The organism is Sphingomonas sp. SORGH_AS_0870 (assembly GCF_031453175.1).
GTDB lineage: Bacteria > Pseudomonadota > Alphaproteobacteria > Sphingomonadales > Sphingomonadaceae > Sphingomonas.
Map to the genome: position 1 here is coordinate 3,574,445 of NZ_JAVIYW010000002.1, position 24,823 is coordinate 3,599,267.

Consider the following 24,823-nt stretch of genomic DNA (forward strand, 5'->3'; position numbering starts at 1 on the left):
TGTGCGGCATTTATCCCGCCGCGCCGGGCTTGGCAATTCGCGCCTCCATCGCGGCGAACCCGCGCCAGCGATAGAGGAGGAAACTCGCGCCCCAGCAGATCACGAACAGCCCGACGATGGCGAAGCCCAGCACGTTGAAATGCTCCGACAGCGCCCCCGCATAGCGGAACGGCCCCGCCGTCCAGCCGAACCGCTCGGCGAGCAGCGCGGTCGCCTGGATGCCGCCGATCACCAGCGCGACCAGCGCCGAGACCAGGGTGATCGTCATGTTGTAATAGAGCTTGCGAAGCGGATGGACGAACGCCCATTCATACGCGCCCAGCATCACCAGCCCGTCGGCGGTATCGATCAGCGCCATGCCCACCGCGAACAGCACGGGAAAGACCAGGATCGTCGCCAGCGACACGCCGTCCGCCGCATGCGCGCCCGACAGGCCGAGAATGGCGACCTCGGTCGCAGTGTCGAAACCCAGCCCGAACAGGAAGCCGAGCGGCGCCATGTGCCAGCTCCGCCGGATCAGCCGGAACAGCGGACGGAAGAGGCGCGACAACGGCCCCTGCCCCGAAAACATCATCGCGGCATCCGCCTCCGCCATCGGCTCGCCGCGCGCGACCCGGCGGAACCGGGTCCAGACATCGCGCAGGATGATCAGGTTCATGATCGCGATGGCGAACAGGAAACTCGCCGAGACGATGGTGGCGATGGTCCCGCCGCTCTGCCCGAACGCCTCGAAGTCGGACAGGGTGCTGGCGGCCAGCGCGACCGTGGTCGCCGCGATCAGGACGATGGCGGAATGGCCGATCGCGAACCACAGCCCGACCGCGATCGGGCGCTGGCCGTCCTGCATCAGCTTGCGGGTGACATTGTCGATGGCGGCGATGTGGTCGGCATCGACCGCATGGCGCAGCCCCAGGCTATAGGCGAGCAACGCGGTGCCGAGCATCAGGCTGTTGCCCGCGAAGACGCTCAGCGCCCAGCCCCAGACGGCGATATTGACGAAGACCAGCGCGCCCATCAGCAGCGCGACCCGCTTCTTCAGCGGCAACCGGGCGCGCGGCGCTCCGGCATGATGGTAGGACATGGGTGATACCCCCGGCGTCATTGCGACAAGGGCCGAACTCCGCTGTCGCGGTCGCCATCCCACCCCACGGACGCACGCCGGGCGGGATGGCCGATTCGTCTCGGCCGATGGGCGTCGCTCGCATGATACAATATATCCAGCCGGTGACCATCCCCTGGATCGCGGCAAGAGCGACTCGCACCGGCAGGTCTCCTGGCTTGCGGGTCGAAGCGCACGCGACACGGCCTTCCCGGATGGCTCCAGTGGCTGTCCCCTGTCGCAGGGACCGGCGTCGCTCGCTCACCGCTTACAGTTGCAGGGACAGCTGGGGATCTTCACCCCATTCCCGTTTCAAGCCCCGAGGGGCACCGGCGCGATTGACCGGCGGTCGGGCTGAAAGCCGTTGCCGGTCGGCACGGGGATAGTCTGCGGCGGGTGGAGGCGCAAACCGCTTTATCGGGCCGGACGCCCGGCTTAATCCGGATCACATGGTGGATGTGAGAAGATGGCGCCGCTGGGCGCCGGCGGCGGCGTGCCTGGTCGCGGCGTGTTCGGGCGGGAATTACCGGCCGGTCAGCGATTATCCGGTGCGGATCGGCAAGCCCTATACGGTGCGCGGCGTCACCTATGTGCCTGCCGAGGACGCGACCTATGACATGCTGGGCTATGCCAGCTGGTATGGCAGCGAATCGGGCAAGCGCACCGCGAATGGCGAGCGTTTCCGCCCCGGCTGGGCGACGGCGGCGCATACCACCCTGCCGCTGCCCAGCTATGTCGAGGTGACGGCGCTGGATACGGGACGGCGGATCATCGTGCGGGTCAATGATCGCGGGCCGTTCGCGGGATCGTCGCGGATCATCGACCTGTCGCGCGGCGCCGCCGAACAGCTCGGCCTGCGCGCGGTCGGCAAGGCGGCGGTACGGGTGCGGCGGGTGGAGCCGGACGAGAGGGACCGCGAACGCCTGCGCCACGGCAAGGCGGCGCGGCCATTGCCGCCGGTATCGGATGCAGTGCGGGCGAATCTGCTGTCGCAGATCGCGGCGGCGGGCATGACGGTGCGGTAACGCATTTCTCCCCAAGCTCGCTTGGGGAGGGGAACCGCTCGCGTCAGCGAGGGGTGGAGGGGCCGGAGGGACTTGCCCCACCACCACCGCTTCGCGGCGGTCCCCCTCCCCATCTGCGATGGGGAGGAATTAAGGGGTCCAGAAACGAAAAAAGCGGGCTTTCGCCCGCTTCATCGTCGTCCACTGATGTCAGTAGAAGATTGGTCGGGGCGACAGGATTCGAACCTGCGACCCCCACACCCCCAGTGTGATGCGCTACCAGGCTGCGCTACGCCCCGACCGAGCGGCGGCCTCTAGGCGGGTTTTCCGAAGGATGCAAGCCTTGATGTGAAGATAGTGCGCACCCCACATCCGGCGCTCCATTGCGCCTGTTCGCCTGCGATGGTAGCGGGCAGGCTATCCGACATGGGGGCTGGTCGATCGTTCGCGGTCGGCGGGTGCCCGTGCCCATTCAGCATAGACGGGTCCGAATGTTCATTCCCTTCACCGCCCCAGTCGCCGCGATGGCTGCCGCCACCGGGGCCACCGCATCGAGCGGCGCCGCCTCGTTCCTCAGCCTGGCGCCGCTGCTCCTCGTCTTCGTGGTCTTCTATTTCCTGATGATCCGCCCGCAACAGCGCCGCATGAAGACGCTGCAAGCCTCGATCGAGGGGGTCAAGAAGGGCGATCAGGTCACCACGGCGGGCGGCATCGTCGGCAAGGTGACCCGCGTCGAGGACCAGCTGGTCGAGGTCGAGATCGCGCCGAACGTCCGCGTCCGGGTGGTCAAAGCGACGTTGACCGACGTGGTCAATCCGAACGCCAAGCCCGCGAACGACTGACCCGATGCTCGATTTCCCCCGCTGGAAGGTCGCTTCCATCGTCGCGCTGCTGGCGGCCCTGTGCCTGCTGGCGATCCCGAGCTTTCTGCCCGAGAGCGTCACCAACACCTGGGGTTCGATTCCGCACCCGCGTGTGAACAAGGGCCTCGATCTGGCGGGCGGCAGCTATCTGCTGCTGGAGGCGGACACCGCCGACCTCGCCAATTCGCGGCTGGAGACGATGCGCGACCAAGTGGCGGCGGAGATGCGGCGAGGCAATCCGCGCATCGAGATCGGCGACATCTCGGTCCGCGGCGGACAGCTCAGCTTCATGCTGCGCGATCCGACCCAGGTCGATGCGGCGCGTGAGCGGCTGCTGTCGATCACCGGCGGCGGGGCGGGCATGACCGGCCAGCGCGAATGGGACATCCAGGTCGTCGACACCTCGCGCTTCGTGCTGAAGCCGACCCAGGCGGGCCTGACCCAGGCGGTCGACACCGCGATGAAGACCGCGACCGAGGTCGTGCGTCGCCGCATCGACGCGCTGGGCACCAAGGAGCCGACGATCCTTCAGCAGGGCAGCAACCGCATCGTGGTGCAGGTGCCGGGTCTTCAGGATCCGCAACAGCTGAAGGACCTGATCGGCAAGACCGCCAAGCTGGAGTTCAAGCTGGTCGACACGACCGCCAACCCGGCCGAGGTGGTCAAGGGCAACGCCCCCGCCGGCAGCCAGGTCCTGCCCTATCCCGGCAACCCGCTGGGCGCGCCGGTGATCGCGGTCAAGCGGCCGGTCATCATCTCGGGCGACCAGCTGATCGACGCGCAGCAGACCTTCGACCAGCAGACCAATGCGCCGCAGGTGGCGATCACCTTCGACGCGCAGGGCGGTCGCAAGTTCGCGCGGATCACGCAGGAAAATACCGGCAAGCCGTTCGCTATCATCCTCGATGGCCAGGTGCTGTCGGCTCCCAATATCAACGAACCGATCCTGGGCGGTCGTGCCCAGATCATGGGCAACTTCACCGTCGACACCGCCAACCAGCTCGCGATCTCGCTGCGTTCGGGCAAGCTGCCGATCGACCTGAAGGTCGTCGAGGAACGCACCGTCGGCCCCGACCTGGGCGCCGATTCGATCCGCGCCGGTATCCTGGCCTCGGCGATCGCGGCGGTCGCCGTCATCGTCTTCATGACCGTCACCTATGGTCGGTTCGGCATCTATGCGAACATCGCGGTCGTCATCAACGTACTGGTCATCCTGGCGGTCATGGCAATGCTGAACGCGACGCTGACCCTGCCGGGTATCGCGGGCTTCATCCTGACCATCGGCACCGCGGTCGACGCCAACGTGCTGATCAACGAGCGTATCCGCGAGGAACGCAGGCGCGGGCGAAGCGTCATCCAGTCGGTCGAGCTGGGCTATAAGGAAGCCAGCCGCACCATCTTCGAGGCGAACGTGACCCACGCCATTTCGGGCGTCATCATGCTCGTGCTGGGCTCGGGCCCGGTCAAGGGCTTCGCGGTCGTGCTGCTGATCGGCATCGTGACCAGCGTGTTCACCGCCGTTACCTTCACGCGGATGCTCGTGGCGCTGTGGTTGCGCCGCGAAAAGCCCAAGACCATCAATATTTGAGGCAGGAGAACAGATCATGCGCCTCCTGAAACTCGTCCCCGACAACACGAACATCGACTTTGTCCGCCTGCGCGGCTGGGCGTTCGGGCTGACGCTCGCGCTCACCCTGCTGGCGGTCGGCGTGACGTTCGCCAGAGGTCTCAATCTGGGCGTCGACTTTGTCGGCGGCCTGATGATCGAGGAAAAATTCCCCACCCCGCCCTCGGCCGACCGGGTACGTTCGGTCATCGACGGGCTGGGCGTCGGCGAAGCCAATATCCAGACGGTCGGCGACGGCCGGACCATCAGCATCCGCCTGCCCGCCCCGGCCTCCAACGACGAAGGCGCGACCAACGCCGTCGTCCGCAAGGTCGAGACCGCGCTGGGCCAGCGATTCCCCGGCGCGACCTTCAGCCGTTACGACACGGTGTCGGGCAAGGTGTCGGGCGAGCTGATCAAGCACGGCGTGCTGGCGGTCGTCCTGGCGATCCTGGGCATCGGCCTGTTCGCCATCTTCCGCTTCGAATGGCAGTTCGGCGTGTCGACCATCGTCGCCATCGTCCACGACCTTCTCGTCACGCTGGGCTTCTTCGCGATCACCCGGTTCGAGCTGGACCTGACGATCATCGCGGCGTTCCTGACCATCATCGGCTATTCGATCAACGACAAGATCGTGATCGACGACCGTATCCGCGAGAATATGCGCCGCTATCGCAAGATGGACATGCGCGAGATCATCAACCTGTCGGTGAACGAGACGCTGCCGCGCACGGTCATGACCTCGGTCACGATCCTGCTGGCGCTGATCGCGCTGCTGCTGCTGGGCGGCCATGTGCTGCGCGGCTTCACCGCGGCGATGATCCTGGGCATCGTGGTCGGCACCTATTCGTCGATCTACGTCTCGTCCTCGCTGCTCATCACGCTGGGCCTGCGCGCCGAGCCGAACCGCGAAAAGCCCGGCACGACCGACAAGCGCAGCATCGCCGACGCCGAGCGCATCACCCCGCGAGAGGGGTGAGCCGGGCGCATGAGCGACTCGATCCGCATCACCCGCGATCCGACCGCCCCCGGCCCGATCGTCCGTGGCTTTGCCGCCACGGGCTTCCGGGTCGGGGAGATCGCCTACCCTGCGCTGCTGCTCTCCCCCGACTGGCATGAGCCGTGGAGCCCGCCGCCCTTCGAGGCGCTGGATGCACAGGCGGTGGCGTCGTTGATCGACGAGGCGCCGGAATTCCTGTTGCTCGGCACGGGCGCGACGCTGCGTCGGGCGCCGCGTGCGCTGATCGAGGCGCTGGAGGCGCGCGGACTGGGCGTCGAGGCGATGGACAGCCGTGCCGCCGCCCGCGCCTGGGGCGTGCTGCGCTCCGAGGGGCGCAAGATCGTCGCCGCGCTCTACCCGCTCGACGCCTGAGCGGCCGCCTGGCGGCGCGCGACCAGCCCCGCCAGATGCGAGTGAAGCGCCGCGGCATTGGCCGCCCAGGTGAAGTCGCGCACCGCCGCGCGCACCGTCCAGGGGTCGGGCGCCTGCTCCAGCACATCGCGGATCGCATCCGCAAAGGCTTCGGCCTCGGGCGCGGTGATTCGCCCCGCCGTGCGGCTGGTCACCACATCGCCCGCCCCGCCCGCCGGCGTGATGACGATGGGCGTCCCGCAGGCGAGCGACTCGACCCAGGCATTAGCAAGCCCCTCGGATGCCGAGGCCAGCGCCATCACATTGGCCGCTCCCAGCAGCGGCGGCAGCGCCTGGTGCGGGATGCCGCCGACCAGCTGCACCCGCTCGCTCATGCCCAGCCGTGCGACCTGCGCTGCGAGCGCGTCACGCTCCGGTCCCTCTCCCACGATCAACAGCTCGACGCCGGGCAGCCGGGCGACCGCATCGATCACCACATGATGTCCCTTGCGCGGGATCAGCGCGCCCAGCGAGACGACCAGCGGCCCCCGGATTCCCAGCGCCTGCTTGGCAGCGGGCCGGTCGATCGGCTGGAAGATCGCCTGGTCGACGCCGGTATGATGGACCCGTATCCGTTGTCGCGCCACGCCGAGCGCGGCGACGTCGTCGGCCATCGCATCGCTGACCGCCAACAGCCCGTCGGCCCGCGCCGCCGCCCTGGCGACCTGATGGCGGGTGGCCGGGGCCCGCCCCCAATGATGGATGTCCGCGCCCCGCGCCTTGATCGAGACCGGCACGCCATAGCGCCGCCCCAGCGCCACCGCCGCCGGACCATCGGGAAAGAAGAAGGAGGCATCGATCACGTCGAACCGCTGCTCCTCCCACAGCCGGTCGAGCAGCGGGCACAGCGCCCGGACCAGCGCGGCGACATGGAACCGCCCGCCCGTGCCCGGCAGCGTCACGAAGCGCGGCCGCGCGACCGACAGCCCATGCCATGTCTCCGCCACCGGCAGCGCGGCCTGCGCCCGGAACCGGGCGGCGCGCGCCAGCGGCCAGACGGGCAAGCCGATCGGCGCGACCACGCGCACCGAAACACCGGGCCGCTGCGCCAGCGCCGCCGTCTGCCGCTCGACGAAAATGCCGAAATTCGGGCGCGTCGCATCGGGAAACAGGCTCGACAGGGTCAGGACGTTCAGCATCAATCCTTCAACTCCGGTCGGCGCGCCCACGATGCGCGACGCTCATCCTAGCCCGGAAACGGGTGGTGGCAAAAACCATGGCCGCGAAAGATGATGGACATGCGATCATCTTGCGCGATCAAATACCCATCCTGACTCGCCACAGTTAAGAATTGTTCATCAACGCGACAGATCGTCCCTGACACAGTTACGGCCATGGGCTATCCAGTCCAGACCAACAGGGTGGGACATTTCATGACGCGATTCGGACGTTTGGGCACGATGCTGGCCCTGGCCGCGACGCTGGCGGGCTGTGGCGGCGATGGCGGGTCGAACACGATCACCCCTTCGGGCGGGGGCGGCTCGGGAAGCGGCTCGAGCGGCACCGCGACGAACGGCTGCTCGCTGCGCAACCGACAGAACTGGGTCGCGGCGCAGATGAACGAATGGTATCTCTTCCCCGAGACGCTGCCCGCCAGCCTCGACCCGACCCCCTATTCCACCGTCAGCGACTATATCGACGCGCTGACCGCGACCGCACGGGCGCAACGCAAGGATCGCTATTTCACCTACATCACCTCCATCAAGGAGGAGGATGCCTATTATAATTCGGGTGCGGATGCGGGCTTCGGCTTCCGCCTGACCGCCGACGCCTCGCAGACCAGGCTGATGGTCGCCGAGTCGTTCGAGAGCGGCGCCGCGCTGGCCGCCGGAATCGATCGCGGGACCGAGATTCGCGGCATCGGCACCACGACCGCCAATGTCCAGTCGATCGCCGACATCGTTCGCGCCGATCCGAACAACGGCCTGTCCAACGCGCTCGGTCCCGATACGGCGGGCACGACCCGCGTGCTCCAGGTCGCCGACACGTCGGGCAATGTCCGCACCGTCACGCTGACCAAGTCGGCCTTCACGCTCCAGCCGGTGTCGCCCAATTACGGCACCCAGGTGATCGTCGAGAACGGCCAGCGTTACGGCTATATCAACCTGCGCACCTTCATCAGCACCGCCGATCCGCAGTTGCGCGCCGCCTTCGCCACCTTCAAGCAGCAGGGCATCACCCAGGTCGTCGTCGACCTGCGCTATAATGGCGGCGGCGCGATCACCATTGCCGACCTGTTCAACAACCTGCTGGGCGGCAATCGCCAGACGTCGGACGTGATGGGCTATACCGCCTTCCGCGCCAGCAAGGCGTCGAACAACACCACCACCTATTTCGCGCCCCAGTCCGAATCGATCGTACCGACCCGGCTCGCCTTCATCGGCACGGGCGGCACCGCCTCGGCCAGCGAATTGGTGGTGAACCGGACGCTGCCCTATATGGGGTCCAATAGCGGGCTGATCGGCGCCAACACCTATGGCAAGCCGGTGGGGCAGATCGCGCTCGACAAGAGCGAGTGCGACGACCGGCTGCGCGTCATCGCGATCTCGATCCAGAACGCCAATCAGCAGGGCGGCTATTATAACGGCCTGGCCAGCGTCGTGCCCGCCAGTTGCAAGGCGGGCGACGACCTGACCCGCAAGATGGGCGATCCGCAGGAAGCCTCGACCCGCGCCGCGCTGGACTTCCTCCAGGGCAAGACCTGCACTCCGATCAGCGCCTCGACCGCGACGGCGCAATCGCTGTCGGGCGGCGCGCGCAAGCTGCTCCAGCCCGAACGCCCCTCGGTCGCGCAGCGCGACGTGCCGGGCCTGTTCTGATACGAAAACGCCCCTCCGGCCATAAGGCGGGAGGGGCGCTTTTCCGTCCAGGACCTCCGGCTTACAGCCGCTGCGTCCCCGCATAGGCGAACAGCGCATCGCCGTCGCCCGACAGCGTCACTGTCTCGGCGCCGGTGACGGTCAGGCACTGGCCCGCCTGGAACGCGACGCCCGCGACCTCGCCCGATCCGGTGATCGGGATCAGCCAGGCCGTCCGCCCCTCGGGCAGCGCCACGGCGTGCTCGCCCGCCGCCCAGCGTTCCAGCACGAATTTCGGCCCCTCGACCAGGATATCGCGCCCCTCGCCCGCCGGCCCCGGCGAGACGATCGGCTGATAGGGGGTCAGATGCGCGACATCGACCCCGTCCTCCAGATGCAGCTCGCGGTCGCTGCCATAGTCGTAGAGGCGGTAGGTGGTCTCGCTGTTCTGCTGCACCTCGATCACCGTCAGCCCGGCGCCGATCGCATGGATGGTGCCCGACGGCGCGTAATAGAAATCGCCCTCCTTGACCGGCACCCAGTCCAGATCGGCCTCGACCGAGCCGTCGCGGGCGTCGGCGCGCAGCTGTTCCTTGGTCATCGGCGCCTTGGGGCCCAGCGCGATGGTCGAATCGGGCTCGGCGGTCAGGATGGTCCAGCATTCGTCCTTGCCGCGCGGCAGGCCACGGGCATGGGCCTGTTCGTCGTCGGGATGGACCTGGACCGACAGCTTCTCGCTGGTGAACAGATATTTGATGAGCAGGTCGGGCGAGGTGTCGCCCGGCGCCTGGAACCAGACCTCGCCGATCGGCGCGCCGTCGGCGGGCGCATCCTCGAAGCCGGGATACAGGGTATGGCGGCCCCAGGGCTTTTCGACGCGGTGGGTATGGAGCAGCGTGGCGGGCATGGGTCTATCTTCCTTCCGATCGGGCGACGGGAAAACCGTCGGCGCCATGGGCCGTTCCGCCCTGCCCCGCCCATGCCGCGACCCATATGTCGATGGCAAGCCGCGTCGTTTCGCATCCGTCGCAGACGCATGTGCGGAAGGACTGTTCCCCGCCGTCCGGCTGCGCTAAGGACATGCGCGATGCGTAACCCCCGTTCCCGTGCGCTGTCGCTGGCGCTCATCGCCGCTCTGGCCCTTCCGATCGCGGGTTGCGCCCGCAACCGTACCCGCACCGACCTGCCTTATGTCGCACGCGACGTCGGCACGCTCTATACCGCCGCCAAGAACCGGCTGGATCAGGGCCGCTATAAGGAGGCCGCGCTGCTGTTCGACGAGGTGGAGCGTCAGCACCCCTATTCGATCTGGGCCCGCCGCGCGCAGCTGATGAGCGCGTTCAGCTATTATCTGGGCCGCGACTATACCCAGTCGATCCAGTCGGCGCAGCGTTTCATCTCGGTCCATCCCGGCAATCGCGACGCGCCCTATGCCTATTATCTGATCGCGCTCGGCTATTACGAGCAGATCCAGGACGTCACCCGCGACCAGAAGATCACCCGCCAGGCGCTCGACGCGCTGGGCGAGCTGATGCGCCGCTATCCCAATTCGCGCTATGCCGCCGATGCGCGGCTGAAGGTCGATCTGGTCAACGATCACCTGGCGGGCAAGGAAATGGAGATAGGCCGCTTCTACGAGGACCGGCACCAGTGGCTGGCCGCGTCGATGCGCTTCCGCACCGTGGTCGACAAGTACCAGACGACCAGCCACACGCCCGAGGCGCTGCTGCGGCTGACCGAGACCTATCTGGCGCTGGGCGTGCGTCCCGAGGCGGAACGCGCCGCCGCCGTGCTGGGCGCCAATTATCCGGGCAGCGACTGGTATAACCGCGCCTACAAGCTGATGCGCGAATATCCGGTCGAGACGATCCCGCCGATCCAGCCGGGCCAGCCCGTGGTGCCGCAGGGCACGCCGGGTTCGGTCAATGTCACCCTGCCGGGCAGCGCGGGCAACGCCACCCCCAGCGCCGCCGCACCGGGCCGCCCGACCCCGACGGGCAACAACAGCTCGCCGACCGGCTAAGCCCTTTTCCTCCCCCGCAAGGGGAGATGGCATGCCGAGGGCCTGACGGGAGGGGTGTCGCGCGCTCGACAGGGCGCCCCCCTCCGTCAGCTTCGCTGACCCCCCTTCTCTTGCAGGGGAGGAAGGCCATGTATCGCGCCCCACCCGAACAAATCGGGATCATTTTCGCGCAGGGGGATAACATCGCGCGGCATTTGGCTTTATATCGCGCCCCATGCTGACCGCGCTGTCCATCCGTGATGTCGTGCTGATCGAGGCGCTCGACCTCGATTTCGGCCAAGGCCTGGGCGTCCTGACGGGCGAGACGGGCGCCGGCAAATCCATCCTGCTCGACGCGCTGGGCCTGGCCCTTGGCGGGCGCGGCGACAGCGGCCTTGTCCGCCATGGCGCGGGCCAGGCGATCGTCACCGCCAGCTTCGAGCCCCCCGCCCCCGACAGCCGCCTCGCCACGATCCTCGACGATGCGGGCATCGCGGTCGAGCCGGGCGAACCGCTGATCGTCCGCCGTCAGGTCAAGGCCGATGGCGGCAGCCGGGGCTTCGTCAACAGCCAGCCCGCCTCCGCCGCGCTGCTGCGCGAGATCGCGCCCTTCCTGGTCGAGATCCACGGCCAGCATGACGATCGCGGGCTGCTGAACCCGCGCGGCCACCGGATGATGCTCGACAGTTTCGGGCGGATCGACACCGGCGCGGTCGCCGCCGCCTGGACCAAGCTGCGCGAGGCGGAGACGGCGCTGGCCACCGCGCGCGAGGAGATCGAGACGGCGGCGCGCGACCGCGAATGGCTGGAACATGCGGTCGCCGAACTCACCAGGCTCGCTCCCGAACCGGGCGAGGAGGAATCGCTGGCCGACCGGCGGCGCACCATGCAGCGTTCGGAAAAGATCGCGGGCGAATTGTCCGCGATCGAGGACCATTTGCAGGGCTCCGACGGCGCGCTGGCGGGACTTCGCCAGGCGGCCCGCGTGCTGGAACGGATCGGCGAGGATCACCCCGCGCTGGCCGAGGCGCTGGCGGCCATCGACCGCGCGGTGATCGAGGCGTCGCTGGCCGAAGAGCGGCTGGCCGATGCGCATCGCGAGCTCGCCTATGATCCCCGCGCGCTGGAGGAGGACGAGGCCCGGCTGTTCGAGCTGCGCGGCATGGCACGCAAGCACCGGGTCCAGCCCGACGACCTGGCCGAGCTGACCGAGCAGCTGCGCGGGCGGCTGGAGCGGCTGGATGCGGGCGAAGAGGGGATCGGTCGGCTGGAGGCCGCCGTCGCGACCGCGCGCGCGTCCTATGACAAGGCCGCGGCCCAGATTTCTAAGGCGCGCGCCGCCGCCGCCGAGCGGCTGGATCAGGCGGTGAAGAGCGAACTCGCCCCGCTCAAGCTGGACGCCGCGCGATTCCGCACCGTGGTCGCCACCGTCGAGCCGTCCGGCTGGTCGGCAGCGGGCAAGGACCGGGTCGAGTTCGAGATTTCGACCAACCCCGGCGCGCCCTTCGCCCCGCTGATGAAGATCGCCAGCGGCGGCGAATTGTCGCGTTTCATCCTGGCGCTGAAGGTCGCGCTGGCCGAGGAAGGCGGCGCGACGACGATGATCTTCGACGAGATCGATCGCGGCGTCGGCGGCGCGGTCGCCTCCGCGATCGGCGACCGGCTGCACCGGCTGGCGCGGCGGACCCAGTTGCTGGTCGTGACCCACAGCCCGCAGGTGGCGGCGCGCGGCGCGGCGCATCTGCTGATCGCCAAGAGCCATGACGGCACCGTCACCCGCACCGGGGTCCGCGCCTTGAGCGAAGCGGAACGGCGCGAGGAGATTGCGCGTATGCTGTCGGGCGCGACGATCACCGACGAAGCCCGCGCCCAGGCCGACCGACTGCTCGAAACGCTGTAGGCGACGCCAATTCGATTTTATATCTGATGTCGATCAGTTATGAAGGCGATGCGTTCGATCCTTGCGCACGCCTTCAACGGATTCATCGCATGCCCGTCACTCTGCCTTTCACGCCCGCTCCGCCCAGTGCAAACGATATGACGGCATTGGTGGCGGGACTGCGTTCCTGCCTGGCGCTGGCGGATCGACTCGACCTGCCGATGGTCGGCATCCATCTGGAACAGGCCCGGTCATGGCTGATCGCCCATGGCTATGACGAGGCATAGCGCCATCCCCAAGATACGCCCGTTCCTCGCGACGTCGGACTGACGTCATCGCGGTCTTGATCCTCCGGCGGGGGGTGGACTAGCACGGCGGCGTGACTGCCCTCCCCGCCCTGCCGCAAACCGATCTCGAAGCCGCCGCCGATCTGGAGGCGCTCGCCCGCGACATCGCGCATCATAACCGCCTCTATCACACCGAGGACGCGCCCGAGATTTCGGACGCCGACTATGACGCGCTGGTCCGCCGCAACGCCGCGATCGAGGCGGCCTTCCCCCATCTGGTCCGGAGCGACTCGCCCAGCGTCCAGGTCGGCGCCGCCCCCGCCGCGCATCTGGCCAAGGTCGCGCATGCCCGGCCGATGACCAGCCTCGACAACGCCTTCACCGACGAGGAGGTCGAGGAATTCGTCGGCCGCGTCCGCCGCTATCTGAAGCTGCCCGACGACGCGCCCGTCACGCTGACCGCCGAGCCCAAGATCGACGGCCTGTCCTGTTCGCTGCGCTATGTCGACGGACGGCTGGTCCAGGCGCTGACCCGCGGCGACGGCGCGATCGGCGAGGACGTGACCGAGAATGTCCGCACCATCGCCGACATCCCCCAGACCATCCCCGCGCCGGGCGTGTTCGAGGTGCGCGGCGAGGTCTATATGAGCAAGGCCGATTTCGCCGCGCTCAACGCCAAGCTGGCGCAGGAGGCGGCCGAGACGGGCAAGGAGGCGCGCCAGTTCGCCAATCCGCGCAACGCCGCCGCCGGTTCGCTGCGCCAGAAGAACCCCGCGATCACGGCGGGCCGCCCCTTGCGCTTCCTGGCGCATGGCTGGGGCGAGGCGAGCGAGGTCGCGGTCGACAGCCAGTTCGACATGGTCGAGACCTGGCGCCGCTGGGGCTTTCCCATCGCCGACGCCTTTGCCCGCGTGCCGGATGCCGCCGCCGCGCTGGCCATCTATCGCACGATCGAGGCGCAGCGCGCCGACCTGCCCTTCGATATCGATGGCGTGGTCTACAAGGTCGACCGGCTCGACTGGCAGGCGCGGCTCGGCATCGTCGGGCGCACCCCGCGCTGGGCGATCGCGCACAAATTCCCCGCCGAGCGCGCGCAGACCACGCTGGAGCGGATCGACATCCAAGTCGGCCGCACCGGCGCGCTGACCCCGGTCGCGCGGCTGGAGCCGGTGACGGTCGGCGGCGTGGTCGTGACCAATGCGACGCTGCACAATGCCGACGAGATCGAGCGGCTGGGGGTGCGCCCTGGCGACCGAGTCGTCCTGCAACGCGCGGGCGACGTCATCCCGCAGATCGTCGAGAACCTGACCCGCGACGTGGCCCGCGAGCCCTTCGCCTTCCCCGATCACTGCCCCGAATGCGGCAGTCTGGCGACTCGCGAGGAGGGCGAGGTCGTCATCCGTTGCACCGGCGGGCTGATCTGCCCGGCGCAACGCGTCGAACGCCTGATCCATTTCGTCTCGCGCCATGCCTTCGACATCACCGGGCTGGGCCTGGTGCGGATCGAGGATTTCTTCCGCGACGGCCTGATCGCCTCGCCCGCCGACATCTTCCGGCTGCACCGGCACCGCGAGGCGCTGATCGCGCGCGAGCGCATGTCCGAACTGGTGGTCGACAAGCTGCTGGCGGCGATCGACGCGCGGCGCGACATATCGCTCGACCGTTTCCTCTTCGCGCTGGGCATCCGCCATGTCGGCGAGATCACCGCGCGCGATCTGGCGCGGCGTTTCGTGTCGATGGCGGGCTTCCGCGCGATGATCGACGCCGCGCTTCAGGTCCGCGCCGAAACGGTGCCCGCGCTGGGCGAGCCCGAGCGCAAGTTCGAGCTGCGCCGCCAGCGCGCCATCGTCGCCGCGATCGACACCCCCCAGATCGGCCCCGAAGTCGCCGATGCGCTGCTCGACTTCTTCGCCGAGGAGCATAACCGCGCGGTCGTCGACGACCTGCTGGGCGAGGTGACGCCCGCCGACACCGTTCACCAGACCCGCGAGTCGGAGGTCACCGGCAAGACGCTGGTCTTCACCGGCACGCTCGAAACCCTGTCGCGCGACGAGGCCAAGGCCCAGGCGGAGGCGCTGGGCGCGCGCGTCTCGGGATCGGTCTCGGCCAAGACCGACCTGGTCATCGCCGGGCCGGGCGCCGGATCGAAGCTGAAAAAGGCGCAGGACCTGGGCATCCGGGTAATCGACGAAGCCGCCTGGAACGACCTCGTCGCATCCAGCTGACCCTGCGCGACGCCGCCGCCGAATCATGACGGCGGCGTCACCTTCGCAACGACGGTCGAGCGCCCTTATCGGCCCTTGCGTGTCGCCACCGACCGCGCCGCTGGAACCTTGCGAACCGGAAAATTGCCGCGATCCGAATGCGATGGCGCTGTGATCGCTCCCATTACCGTTGCCAAACTGCAACGCCCGGCAATTGAGTGATCACCCCCCTGTCGTAAGCGTGAACTTTGTCACATAACGGCAATGTTCGTCAGTCAGGGGCACGCTCAACCGAGCCGGAAAACACGGCCGGACCGCGCCGCTTCGCGCGAAAAGGGGACCTTTTATCTATGCGTAATTCGCTTTTCCTGGGCGCGGCCATCGTCGCGCTCGCCATTCCTGCGGCGGCCGCCGCGCAGTCGACGGGCTCGGTCGATGCTGAGGACGTCGTCGTCACCGGCAGCCGCAACGACAGCGTAGGCGGCGTGAAGACGGTCGACACCACCCGCAACAAGGCGGTCCTGACCCAGCAGTTCATCAGCCGCCAGACGCCGGGCCAGAGCGTCAATGAGATCATCAACAACCTGCCGGGCGTCAGCTTCCAGAACAACGATCCCTTCGGATCGGCGGGTGGTACGCTGACGATTCGTGGCTTTGATTCGACCCGCATCAGCCAGACCTTCGACGGCATACCGCTGAACGACACCGGCAACTATGCAATCTATTCCAACCAGCAGTTGGACCCCGAGCTGATCGAGCAGGTCAACGTCAATCTCGGCACCACCGACGTCGACTCGCCGACCGCCGCCGCGACCGGTTCGACCGTCAACTATCGCAGCCTGATGCCCTCGGACACGTTCGGCGCGCGCATGGTCGGATCAGTCGGCGACTACAGCTTCTTCCGCGTTTTCGGCATGGTCAACACGGGCGTCTTCACGCCGTGGGGCACCAAGGCCTGGATTGCGGGCAGCAGCGCGACGAACAACGTCGTGTTCAACAATTACGGCAAGATCGCCAAGCAGCAGTATAACGCGAAGGTCTATCAGCCGATCGGCAGCAACGGCGACTTCATCGCTGTGTCGGGCCATTACAATCAGAACCGCAACAACTTCTTCGGTTCGGCTCCGCTGCGTGAAGACACCAACGTGTTCACCTCGACCGGCGGCAGCGGTCCAAATGCCGCTGCCCCGACGCTGGTGACCGGTGCTGTCCGCACGGCTGGCACGGGTTCGAGCAACCGCTTCCCCAACAGCCGCGATGAACTGCCGTACAACGTCGCGCGCTGCCAGATCGACACGCCGCAAGCAGGTGTGAACGACGTCCCGAACAGCTGCGGCACCAGCTTCGACGAGCGCTACAACCCCTCGAACACCGCCAATATCCGCATCAACTCGCGTTTCACGCTGGCTGACAACCTGATCCTGTCGGCGGATCCCTATTATCAGTATACCAAGGCCAATGGCGGCGGCACCGTGCGCGGCCAGGAAGGTGGCTTTGTCCGCAACGGCGTCACTTATTACGGCTTCATCAACAACAACTACTATTTCGGCCGTGATCTGAATGGCGACGGGGATGTGCTGGATCGCACGTCGACCACCGGCACGACCACCACGAACGGCGGCGTCACCCTGCTGGCTCCCAGCCAGACCGTCACCCATCGTTACGGCCTGATCTCGTCGCTCCGCTACGATTTCGCGCCTGGTCAGACTTTCCGTGTCGCCTACACGCATGAATATGCTCGTCATCGCCAGACCGGCGAACTGGGCTATCTCCAGTTGAATGGTCCGCCATTCGACGTTTTCCCGATCAACAACCCCATCCTCGCAGCCAATGGCTTTGCGGTACAGAAGCGTGATCGCCAGTCGTTCGCGATCCTGGACCAGGTTTCGGGTGAATATACCGGTAAGTTTCTCGACGATACGCTGACGCTGCAGGCTGGCGTCCGCGCTCCGTGGTTCAAGCGCGACTTGAACAACTTCTGCTTCGTCACTTCGGGCGGCGGCAATGTTGACTGTCTGGGTCGGGGCAATGATGCAGCCAATGCTGCCTATGCCGCGCAGAACCCCTATTCGTACAACGCCGCCACCAATACGGTGACCGGCTATGCAGTGCCGCAGCAGCGTGTTCTGAAGTACAACCGCGTTCTTCCAAGCGCAGGCTTCACCTATCGCTTCGACGGCAGCGCCTCGGTCTTCGGTAACTACTCGCGCGGTTTTCAGGTCCCGGGTACGGACAATCTGTACCAGACAATCTATTATCCCGCGAACACCGAAGCGGCCAACCCGAAGCCCGAATTTTCGGATAACTTCGACCTCGGCGCGCGCTACACCACCAATCGCCTTCAGGCGCAGGTCGGCCTGTGGTACACCAAGTTCAGCAACCGTCTGGCCTCGGCCTATGACGTCGACACCCAGCAGACCATCTATCGCAACCTGGGCCGTGTCGACAAATATGGCATCGACGGTTCGATCGCCTATCGCCCGATCAATGAACTGCTGTTCTACGTCTTCGGCTCGTACATGAAGTCGGAGATCAAGAACGACGTCGTGCTCGGTCGCTGCCCAACCACGCTGACCGCAGCAAATACGACGACCAACTGCACCACGGCGGGAGCGCCGACCTACGCCTTGACCGCTGGCAAGCGGGAATCGGGTGCGCCCGTCTACACGCTGGGCGGTCGCGTCCAGGCCACACTCGGCCCGGTGGACCTCGGCGTCCAAGCCAAGCGGACCGGCCGTCGTTATCTGAACGACCAGAACCTGCCGCAGTTCGCCTGCACGGTCGCATTGATCAACAATGTCTGCCCGACCGTCTCCAACGTGCCCGCGTCGTTCACCGGCACGCGCGGTATCCAGTACCAGACCTATGGTGCCTATGCGCCAGGTTACACGACCGTCGATCTGGACGCGCGTATCTCGCTGGGCTGGACCGGCATTGGCACCGACAAGACCTACATCCAGCTGAACCTGCAGAACGTGTTCAACACCTTCTATGTCGGCGGCATGGGTCAGGCCGGTCAGACGGCGAACGTCGTGTCGTCGCTGCCCTTCGTCCAGATTGGTTCGCCCCGCGCACTGATCGTGTCGCTCAACACGCAGTTCTGAGTTCCGACCCGGCTTTTAAGTCGGACTGGATTTCGGGCCGCCCCTCCTCCGGGAAGGGCGGCCCTTTCTTTTGCCCCTGCCCCAATCTTTGCCCTTCGCCTGTGGTCCGTGTAGATGTCGCCCGGCCATGGCCACCCATTCGCCCGTCGCGACCAGCACCGCTTCGCCCGCCGCCGCCGACCAATTGTCGGTGCGGCCGTTTTTCGAGAACAAGGCGCGTGCCTTCTGGATACTCCAGGCGGTCGGCTGGTCCGGCTATCTGGTCCAGCGTTCGGTGGTCGGCGTCTCCAACGGCTTTTCGCTGGAGAAGATCATCCCGGTGATCATCGAGGCGATCCTGGGCTATTGCATCACGCTGCTGCTCTCGACCCTCTATGGCTATTACCGGCGGCTGCCGCGCATCGCGGGGGTGTTCCTGACGCTGGCGACGCTGGCGGCCGCGACGTTCCTTTATGCCGCGCTCAACGCCTTTTCCTTTTCGTTCATCACCACGACCCAGCCGGGGGTCACCGTCTCGCTGCTGATCGGCAATCTGTTCATCACCTTCGAGGTGCTGGCGGGCTGGTCGGCGCTCTATTTCGCGATCAACTATTATCTGATCGTCGAGCACCAGATCGACGAGATGCGCGCGCTGGAGCATCAGGCGTCGTCGGCGCAGCTGGCGATGCTGCGCTACCAGTTGAACCCGCATTTCCTGTTCAACACGCTCAATTCCATCTCGACGCTGGTGCTGCTCAAGCAGACCGAGCGGGCGAATGCGATGTTAAGCCGGCTGTCAGCCTTCCTCCGCTACACGCTGGCCAATGAGCCCACGGCGCATGTGACCGTGGCGCAAGAGGTTGAAACGCTGAAACTCTATCTGGAAATCGAGAAGATGCGCTTCGAGGATCGCCTGCGCCCGAGTTTCGAGATCGACCCGCGGGCCGAACGTGCCCGGCTGCCCTCGCTGCTGCTGCAACCGCTGGTCGAGAACGCTATCAAATATGCCGTCACCCCGCAGGAAGAAGGCGCCGATATCCGCGTCGATGTGCGACTGGTCGGGCAACGGGTGCGGATCGCCGTATCCGATACCGGTCCCGGCTTGCACGAGGTGCGTCATTCCTCAAGCGTTTCGACCGGCGTTGGGCTGTCCAATATCCGCGAACGGCTGGCCCAGGCTTATGGCCCGGATCACCGCTTCGAATCCCGCTCCGCGCCGGCTGGCGGATTCTCGGTCGAGATCGAGATCCCCTTCCAGCTTGAGAATGTGAACAGAGAGGCCGCATGACCATCCGTACCATCCTCGTCGACGACGAGCCCCTGGCGATCCAGGGACTGGAGATCCGTCTCCAGGCGCACGAAGACGTCGAGATCATCGAGCGCTGCTCGAACGGGCGCGAAGCGATCCGCGCGATCAAGACGCACAAGCCCGACCTCGTCTTCCTCGACATCCAGATGCCCGGTTTCGACGGTTTCTCGGTGATCCAGGGGCTGATGGAGGTCGAACCGCCCTTGTTCGTCTTCGTCACCGCCTATTCCGACCATGCCCTGCGCGCGTTCGAGGCGCAGGCGGTCGACTATCTGATGAAGCCGGTCGAGGAGGCACGACTCGCCGACACGCTCGACCGCGTGCGCCAGCGGCTGAACGAGAAGCGCGGCGCGGGCGAGGTCGAGAAGCTGAAGGAAGTGCTCGCCGAGCATGCCCCCGAAGCGGTCGCCGACCTGAACGAAGGCGGCGAGGTCGCCGCCAGCCGCTTCGAGAAGCTCATCAACATCAAGGATCGCGGCCAGATCTTCCGCGTCGATGTCGACACGATCGAGATGATCGAGGCGGCGGGCGATTACATGGTGATCAACACCGGCGACAATTCGCTGGTCCTGCGCGAGACGATGAAGGACCTGGAGAAGCGACTCGACCCCCGGCGGTTCCAGCGGGTGCACCGTTCGACCATCGTCAACCTGGACCTGGTCAAGCAGGTCAAGCCGCACACCAATGGCGAATGCTTCCTGCTGCTCGAGTCGGGCGCGCAGGTGAAGGTCTCGCGCAGCTACCGCGACGTGGTGGCGCGGTTCGTTCACTAAAGGACTCAGCCTCCGTTCGCACTGAGCGAAGTCGAAGTGCACGTTCCGCGTTGGGTTGGCGTCGGGCGTGGCCTTCGACTTCGCTCAGGCTGAACGGAGGGTGGGACTTATCGGCAGAGCCGTTCATGCTGAGCCCTTCGACGGGCTGGCAAGCCAGCCGCTCAGGATGAGCATCGGCACTTCGCGCTGAAGTCGAAGCGCACGCTCCGACGCCAGCCCAAAACCCCTACCGCAACCCCAGCATCTTGTGCGTCTGGAGCGTCAACCGCCAGCGCGGCCGCTCCATGACCATGGCAATGCACGCCTCGCGATTCGCCTCCGCGCGCGGATCGTCGAGCGGCTGGAGCAAATGGTTGGCGAAGTCCCAGCCTTCGACCTCCGCCGGGTCGATGCCTGCCTGGGGCCAGACCAGCTTCAACTCCTGCCCGGAGCGCTGGACGACCTGCGACCCCGCCTTGGGGCTGATGCACACCCAGTCGATGCCCGGATGCGCTGAGATCGTCCCATTGCTCTCGATCGCGATGAAGAACCCCGCCGCATGCAGCGCCTCGACCAGCGCGTCGTCGACCTGAAGCATCGGCTCGCCCCCGGTCAGCACGACGAAGCGCTGGTCGCGCGTCGTGCCCCAGAAACCCTCGACCGCCGCGACCAGCGCCGCCGCATCGGCGAAGCGCCCGCCGCCCAGGCCGTCGACCCCGACGAAATCGGTGTCGCAGAAGCGGCAAATCGCGCTCGCCCGGTCCTGCTCGCGCCCCGACCACAGGTTGCACCCGGCAAAGCGCACGAACACCGCCCGCCGCCCCGCCTGCACCCCTTCGCCCTGGAGCGTCAGGAACATCTCCTTGACGGCATAGCTCATGGCCTCAGCCCTGCGGCTTGACCGCATAGGCGGTGGGATCGGGAATGCCCGCTTCCTCGAACCCGCGCGAACGCAGGCGGCAGCTGTCGCACTCGCCGCAATGCAGCCCCTCGGGCGTCGGGTCGTAACAGGACCAACTGATCCCCATGTCGACGCCCAGCCGCGTACCTTCGCGCACGATGTCGGCCTTGGTCATGTGCTGGAGCGGCGCGTGGATCTTGAAGGGGTGGCCCTCGACGCCCGCCTTGGTGGCGATCTCGGCCAGCCCCTCGAAGGCGGCGATGAATTCGGGGCGGCAATCGGGATAGCCCGAATAGTCGAGCGCATTGACCCCGATGAACAGGTCGCGCGCGCCCGCCGCTTCGGCCCAGCCCAGCGCCAGGCTGAGGAAGATGGTGTTGCGCGCCGGGACATAGGTGATGGGAATGCCCGGCTGCACCCCGTCCTTGGGCACGTCGATATCGGCGGTCAGCGCCGACCCGCCGAACGCCGACAGGTCGAGCGGCAGGACGATATGCCGCTCGGCCCCCAGCGCCTCGGCGACGCGCGCGGCGGCGGCCAGTTCGACCTTGTGACGCTGGTTGTAATCCACCGACAATGCGAGGATGCGATAGCCTGCGGCCTTGGCCGAGGCGGCGGAAATCATCGAGTCCAGCCCGCCCGAAACGAGCACGACCGCCATGGGAGCAGAAGATGTCATGATGGGGTCCTCCGCTACGCCCATTGGCGCGCGCTTGCAATGCCGCTTGGATCACGGAGCGCGAAAGGCCGGGACCGCCTGGCCCGATCCCCGAGGGGCATCGACGGCGCAGGCGGTCCCGCTAAGGACCTGAACCGGGCATGCTGACAACCCGGCCAAGAGGAGGTTCCGCTGCTGGAGCAGAGAGGCAGGAATAGCGGCTCTATGGTGAAAAAGCGGTTAAGCCGCAGGGCCTTAATTTTTCAGCTTCCAGCCTTTGCGCAACAGCACATAGCACAGCACCGCCATCGCGACGTCGATGCCCAGCACGATCGCGCCGCCCAGCGTCACCGGCGAATCGGCCAGCCCCAGAAAGCCGTAGCGGAAGCCCGAGATCACATAGAAGAACGGGTTGGCATGGCTGATCGCGCGGAACGTCGGGGCGAGGCCATCGACCGAATAGAAGGTGCCCGACAGCAGCGACAGCGGCACGACCACGAAATTGGTGACGGCGGCGGCATGGTCGAACTTCTCCGCCCAGATCGACGTCAGCACGCCCAGCAGCGCCAGGAACACCGAACCCAGCAGGCCGAACCACAGCACCGCGAAAAAGGCGTGCGGCGTCACATGGACGCCCGGCCAGATCGCCATCGCCGCCCAGACGGTCACCCCGACCAGCACCGCGCGCGTCACCGCGCCGCCGACCAGCGCGGCCAGCAGCTCGGCGGTGGACAGCGGCGGCATCAGATAGTCGACGATCGTACCCTGGATCTTGCCGACCAGCAGCGAGAAGCTGGCATTGGCGAAGGCGTTGTTCATCATCCCCATGACGATCAGGCCCGGCGCGATGAAATCGGCGAACGGCACCTGCATCCCCGCCACCGGCACGGCATGACGCCCGCCCAGCGCGGTGGTGAAAATGATGAGGTAAAGCAGGGTCGTGACCGACGGCGCCCAGATCGTCTGGAGCTGCACCTTGAAGAACCGGCGCACCTCCTTGATATAGAGGGTTCGCAGGCCTCCCCAGTTGATGTTCCGGATCACGGGCTTACCAGGGGCGGCGCGCACCGCCGAGTGGATTTCGCCGATTGGGGGCTGGCTGCTCATCGCCATAGCGCGTAACCGTTGCCGTGGCCGCCCGCAACCCGGTACAATGACTGGCCGGTGCGATGATGAAGTGAGGAAAGGTTTCGAATGTCGTGGACCGATGAGCGGATCGATACGCTCAGGACGATGTGGGAGGCGGGACAGACCGCCAGCCAGATCGCCGAAGCATTGGGCGGAGTCAGCCGCAACGCGGTGATCGGCAAGGCGCATCGCCTGGGCCTTCAGGCGCGTCCGTCGCCGGTAAAGGCCAACGAGCCCGCCGCCGCCCCGGTGGCCGAGGCGCCCGAGCCGGTTCCTGCCGCTCCGCCGCCCGCCCCGGAACCCGAGCCCGAACCCGTGCGCGCCGAACCGGTCGCCCCCGCCGCGCCCGAACCCGCCGCCGAACCGACGCGCGAGCCGCAGCCGATCCTGCGTTCGGTCGGCCCCGGCGGCTTCGTCCGCCAGTCGCCCGGCGAGCAGCAGCCCCCGCCCTCGCCCGCTCCGCCGCGTCGCCTGGTCCCCGCCAAGCCCAGCGCCGAGATTGCGGGCAAGACCTCGCTGCTCGACCTGAACGACCGCATCTGCAAATGGCCGATCGGCCATCCGGGCGAGCCGGACTTCCACTTCTGCGGCGAAAAGGTGAATCCGGGCTTCCCCTATTGCGTCGAGCATTGCGGCCACGCCTATCAGGCGCAGCTGCCCCGCCGCGACCGTCGCCCGCCGCCGCCGCTGCCCTTTGGCGGCCCGCGCGTCCGCTGATTCGGGGTCGATGGAAAAAGCCCGCCGGTTTCGCGACCGGCGGGCTTTTTCGTTGCTGGCGTAATTCCGTGGCCTTCGACTTCGCTCAGGCTGAACGGACGTCAGGTACCAACCTCCGTTCGCACTGAGCGAAGTCGAAGTGCACGCCCCGCCGCTCTTCCCGAGCGACGGGACGCCCCTCGCATCAGAACCGGAACGCCGCCGTCGCGCGCAGCGAGTGCCAGCGGAACTTGTCGTCCGACCGGCGGATGTCGGTGCCCGCCGTATTGGGCGCCAGCACGAACGGGTTGGTCGCGGGCGCCGACCCCTGGGTCACGCGGACGCGGGTCTCGTCGTCGTTATACTGGTGGTACATATATTCCATGCCGATCGAGAAGTTGCGGCCGATCTTCTGCTCGATGCCGCCACCCCCGAGAAAGCCGAACCGGTTGCGATCGCCGCTGATCGCAAAGGCGTTGGCGGTGTTGGACGTGGTGAAGGTCCGGTTGATCCGCGCATAGCCGCCACCGAAGGTGCCGTAGAACAGCGTGTTGTTCGCCGCATAGCCCGCGCGTCCGCGAACCGAGGCTTCCCAGTCGATGCTGCGGGTGAAGGTGTACCAGGCGGGCGTGGTCGAAAAGCCCGAGACGCTGTCGGTGATCTCCGACTTGCCGAACTCGCCGACCGCGCCATAGACGATGTTGCCGACCTGATGGTCGATGCCGACCCGGCCATAATAGGCGATGCCGTCCTTGTCGTTATTGCATCCGGTGGCTGCATTCTGGGGCGACAGGTTGCTGCGCGCGGCGCCGTTGCAGAAGCCCGGCGAGAAGGCGTTGGCGCCGGTCGAGGTCGTCACGACATCGCCGAACCGGCCGTCGCCGTTGCGATCGAACAGCAGGCGCGAGCCGACATCATTGGGCTGCACGTCGTAACCGAAGCTGCCCCCGACATAGACGCCCGAAAACGGAGCGGCATCGTCCCCCGTCGCATAGCTGTCCTGCGCCATTGCCGGCGCGGCGAACAAGGCCGAGGCTGCGGCGCCCGCCATCCAAAACTTCACCATAAATTCTCCCGTGTCCCTTGGCTAAGGTTCCGGGGGAACGGACGGACGCGACCGAAATATCCCGCGACTTAACGTAA

Annotated in this window: 21 protein-coding genes, 1 tRNA gene and 1 riboswitch; of the genes, 14 read left to right on the forward strand and 8 right to left on the reverse strand. The window is 66.8% G+C overall.

Annotation, left to right across the window (positions count from 1 at the left end; all coding sequences use genetic code 11):
* Positions 1-10: 10 nt before the first annotated feature.
* Positions 11-1,081, reverse strand: coding sequence for a HoxN/HupN/NixA family nickel/cobalt transporter (locus tag QE363_RS16570; protein WP_309697031.1), 1,071 nt, complete (start codon positions 1,079-1,081; stop codon positions 11-13).
* Positions 1,082-1,245: 164 nt separating this feature from the next.
* A riboswitch (cobalamin riboswitch) is annotated at positions 1,246-1,448 on the reverse strand.
* Between the two features lie 109 nt (positions 1,449-1,557).
* On the opposite strand from QE363_RS16570, the gene QE363_RS16575 reads away from it, so the two are divergent.
* Complete coding sequence (locus QE363_RS16575) at positions 1,558-2,124, forward strand: septal ring lytic transglycosylase RlpA family protein (protein ID WP_309697033.1); 567 nt, start codon at positions 1,558-1,560, stop codon at positions 2,122-2,124.
* Positions 2,125-2,325: 201 nt separating this feature from the next.
* On the opposite strand, the gene QE363_RS16580 is transcribed toward QE363_RS16575, so the two are convergent.
* Positions 2,326-2,402 (reverse strand) — tRNA-Pro (locus QE363_RS16580).
* 192 nt (positions 2,403-2,594) lie between these two features.
* Between QE363_RS16580 and yajC the strand changes: the two genes are divergently transcribed.
* Genes yajC through QE363_RS16600 form a run of 4 tightly spaced genes read left to right on the forward strand, consistent with a single transcriptional unit; the run spans position 2,595 to position 5,944 of the window.
* On the forward strand, positions 2,595-2,945 hold the full coding sequence (yajC, locus tag QE363_RS16585; protein ID WP_307100460.1) for a preprotein translocase subunit YajC: 351 nt from the start codon (positions 2,595-2,597) through the stop codon (positions 2,943-2,945).
* A 4-nt stretch (positions 2,946-2,949) separates the two neighbouring features.
* Positions 2,950-4,554 (forward strand): protein translocase subunit SecD, encoded by a 1,605-nt coding sequence (secD, locus tag QE363_RS16590; RefSeq protein WP_307100462.1) that lies wholly within the window; start codon positions 2,950-2,952, stop codon positions 4,552-4,554.
* A 16-nt stretch (positions 4,555-4,570) separates the two neighbouring features.
* Positions 4,571-5,551 carry a protein translocase subunit SecF gene (secF, locus tag QE363_RS16595; protein WP_309697037.1) on the forward strand — a complete coding sequence of 327 codons (981 nt, stop codon included), beginning with the start codon at positions 4,571-4,573 and terminating at the stop codon, positions 5,549-5,551.
* A gap of 9 nt (positions 5,552-5,560) precedes the next feature.
* A complete protein-coding gene (locus QE363_RS16600; RefSeq protein WP_307100466.1) occupies positions 5,561-5,944 on the forward strand; it encodes an Mth938-like domain-containing protein in 384 nt (127 codons plus the stop codon).
* On the opposite strand, the gene QE363_RS16605 is transcribed toward QE363_RS16600, so the two are convergent.
* Positions 5,926-7,122: a glycosyltransferase gene (locus QE363_RS16605; protein WP_309697039.1), complete on the reverse strand. Its 1,197-nt coding sequence runs from the start codon at positions 7,120-7,122 to the stop codon at positions 5,926-5,928. The genes QE363_RS16600 and QE363_RS16605 overlap by 19 nt on opposite strands.
* A gap of 234 nt (positions 7,123-7,356) precedes the next feature.
* Here QE363_RS16605 and QE363_RS16610 point away from each other — a divergent pair, with 234 nt between their 5' ends.
* A complete protein-coding gene (locus tag QE363_RS16610; protein WP_309697041.1) occupies positions 7,357-8,802 on the forward strand; it encodes a S41 family peptidase in 1,446 nt (481 codons plus the stop codon).
* Between the two features lie 61 nt (positions 8,803-8,863).
* Here QE363_RS16610 and QE363_RS16615 read toward each other — a convergent pair whose 3' ends face one another.
* Positions 8,864-9,688, reverse strand: coding sequence for a phosphoheptose isomerase (locus QE363_RS16615; RefSeq protein ID WP_309697043.1), 825 nt, complete (start codon positions 9,686-9,688; stop codon positions 8,864-8,866).
* 180 nt (positions 9,689-9,868) lie between these two features.
* Between QE363_RS16615 and QE363_RS16620 the strand changes: the two genes are divergently transcribed.
* The 7 genes from QE363_RS16620 (at position 9,869) to QE363_RS16650 (ending at position 20,318) form a co-directional block, all read left to right on the forward strand.
* A complete protein-coding gene (locus QE363_RS16620) occupies positions 9,869-10,804 on the forward strand; it encodes an outer membrane protein assembly factor BamD (RefSeq protein ID WP_307100473.1) in 936 nt (311 codons plus the stop codon).
* 214 nt (positions 10,805-11,018) lie between these two features.
* Entirely contained in the window at positions 11,019-12,683 is a 1,665-nt protein-coding gene (gene recN / locus QE363_RS16625) for a DNA repair protein RecN (protein WP_309697046.1), read from the forward strand.
* A gap of 137 nt (positions 12,684-12,820) precedes the next feature.
* Positions 12,821-12,949 carry a hypothetical protein gene (locus QE363_RS16630; protein ID WP_307100476.1) on the forward strand — a complete coding sequence of 43 codons (129 nt, stop codon included), beginning with the start codon at positions 12,821-12,823 and terminating at the stop codon, positions 12,947-12,949.
* A 92-nt stretch (positions 12,950-13,041) separates the two neighbouring features.
* Positions 13,042-15,174 (forward strand): NAD-dependent DNA ligase LigA, encoded by a 2,133-nt coding sequence (ligA, locus tag QE363_RS16635; RefSeq protein WP_309697048.1) that lies wholly within the window; start codon positions 13,042-13,044, stop codon positions 15,172-15,174.
* Between the two features lie 329 nt (positions 15,175-15,503).
* Positions 15,504-18,257 carry a TonB-dependent receptor domain-containing protein gene (locus tag QE363_RS16640; protein WP_309697050.1) on the forward strand — a complete coding sequence of 918 codons (2,754 nt, stop codon included), beginning with the start codon at positions 15,504-15,506 and terminating at the stop codon, positions 18,255-18,257.
* A gap of 127 nt (positions 18,258-18,384) precedes the next feature.
* Positions 18,385-19,524: a histidine kinase gene (locus tag QE363_RS16645; RefSeq protein ID WP_309697052.1), complete on the forward strand. Its 1,140-nt coding sequence runs from the start codon at positions 18,385-18,387 to the stop codon at positions 19,522-19,524.
* Positions 19,521-20,318: a LytTR family DNA-binding domain-containing protein gene (locus QE363_RS16650; RefSeq protein WP_307100485.1), complete on the forward strand. Its 798-nt coding sequence runs from the start codon at positions 19,521-19,523 to the stop codon at positions 20,316-20,318. Before QE363_RS16645 ends, QE363_RS16650 begins: the two co-directional genes overlap by 4 nt.
* Before the next feature lie 226 nt (positions 20,319-20,544).
* Here QE363_RS16650 and queE read toward each other — a convergent pair whose 3' ends face one another.
* The 3 genes from queE to QE363_RS16665 form a co-directional block, all read right to left on the reverse strand.
* Positions 20,545-21,177: a 7-carboxy-7-deazaguanine synthase gene (gene queE, locus QE363_RS16655; protein ID WP_309697053.1), complete on the reverse strand. Its 633-nt coding sequence runs from the start codon at positions 21,175-21,177 to the stop codon at positions 20,545-20,547.
* 4 nt (positions 21,178-21,181) lie between these two features.
* Complete coding sequence (gene queC, locus QE363_RS16660; protein WP_309697055.1) at positions 21,182-21,877, reverse strand: 7-cyano-7-deazaguanine synthase QueC; 696 nt, start codon at positions 21,875-21,877, stop codon at positions 21,182-21,184.
* A 234-nt stretch (positions 21,878-22,111) separates the two neighbouring features.
* The gene (locus QE363_RS16665; protein WP_309697057.1) at positions 22,112-22,963 is read right to left on the reverse strand and encodes an ABC transporter permease; all 852 of its coding nucleotides are present in this window, start codon (positions 22,961-22,963) and stop codon (positions 22,112-22,114) included.
* Between the two features lie 87 nt (positions 22,964-23,050).
* Here QE363_RS16665 and QE363_RS16670 point away from each other — a divergent pair, with 87 nt between their 5' ends.
* Complete coding sequence (locus tag QE363_RS16670) at positions 23,051-23,701, forward strand: GcrA family cell cycle regulator (protein WP_309697061.1); 651 nt, start codon at positions 23,051-23,053, stop codon at positions 23,699-23,701.
* A 184-nt stretch (positions 23,702-23,885) separates the two neighbouring features.
* On the opposite strand, the gene QE363_RS16675 is transcribed toward QE363_RS16670, so the two are convergent.
* Entirely contained in the window at positions 23,886-24,746 is an 861-nt protein-coding gene (locus QE363_RS16675) for a hypothetical protein (RefSeq protein WP_309697063.1), read from the reverse strand.
* Positions 24,747-24,823: the final 77 nt, after the last annotated feature.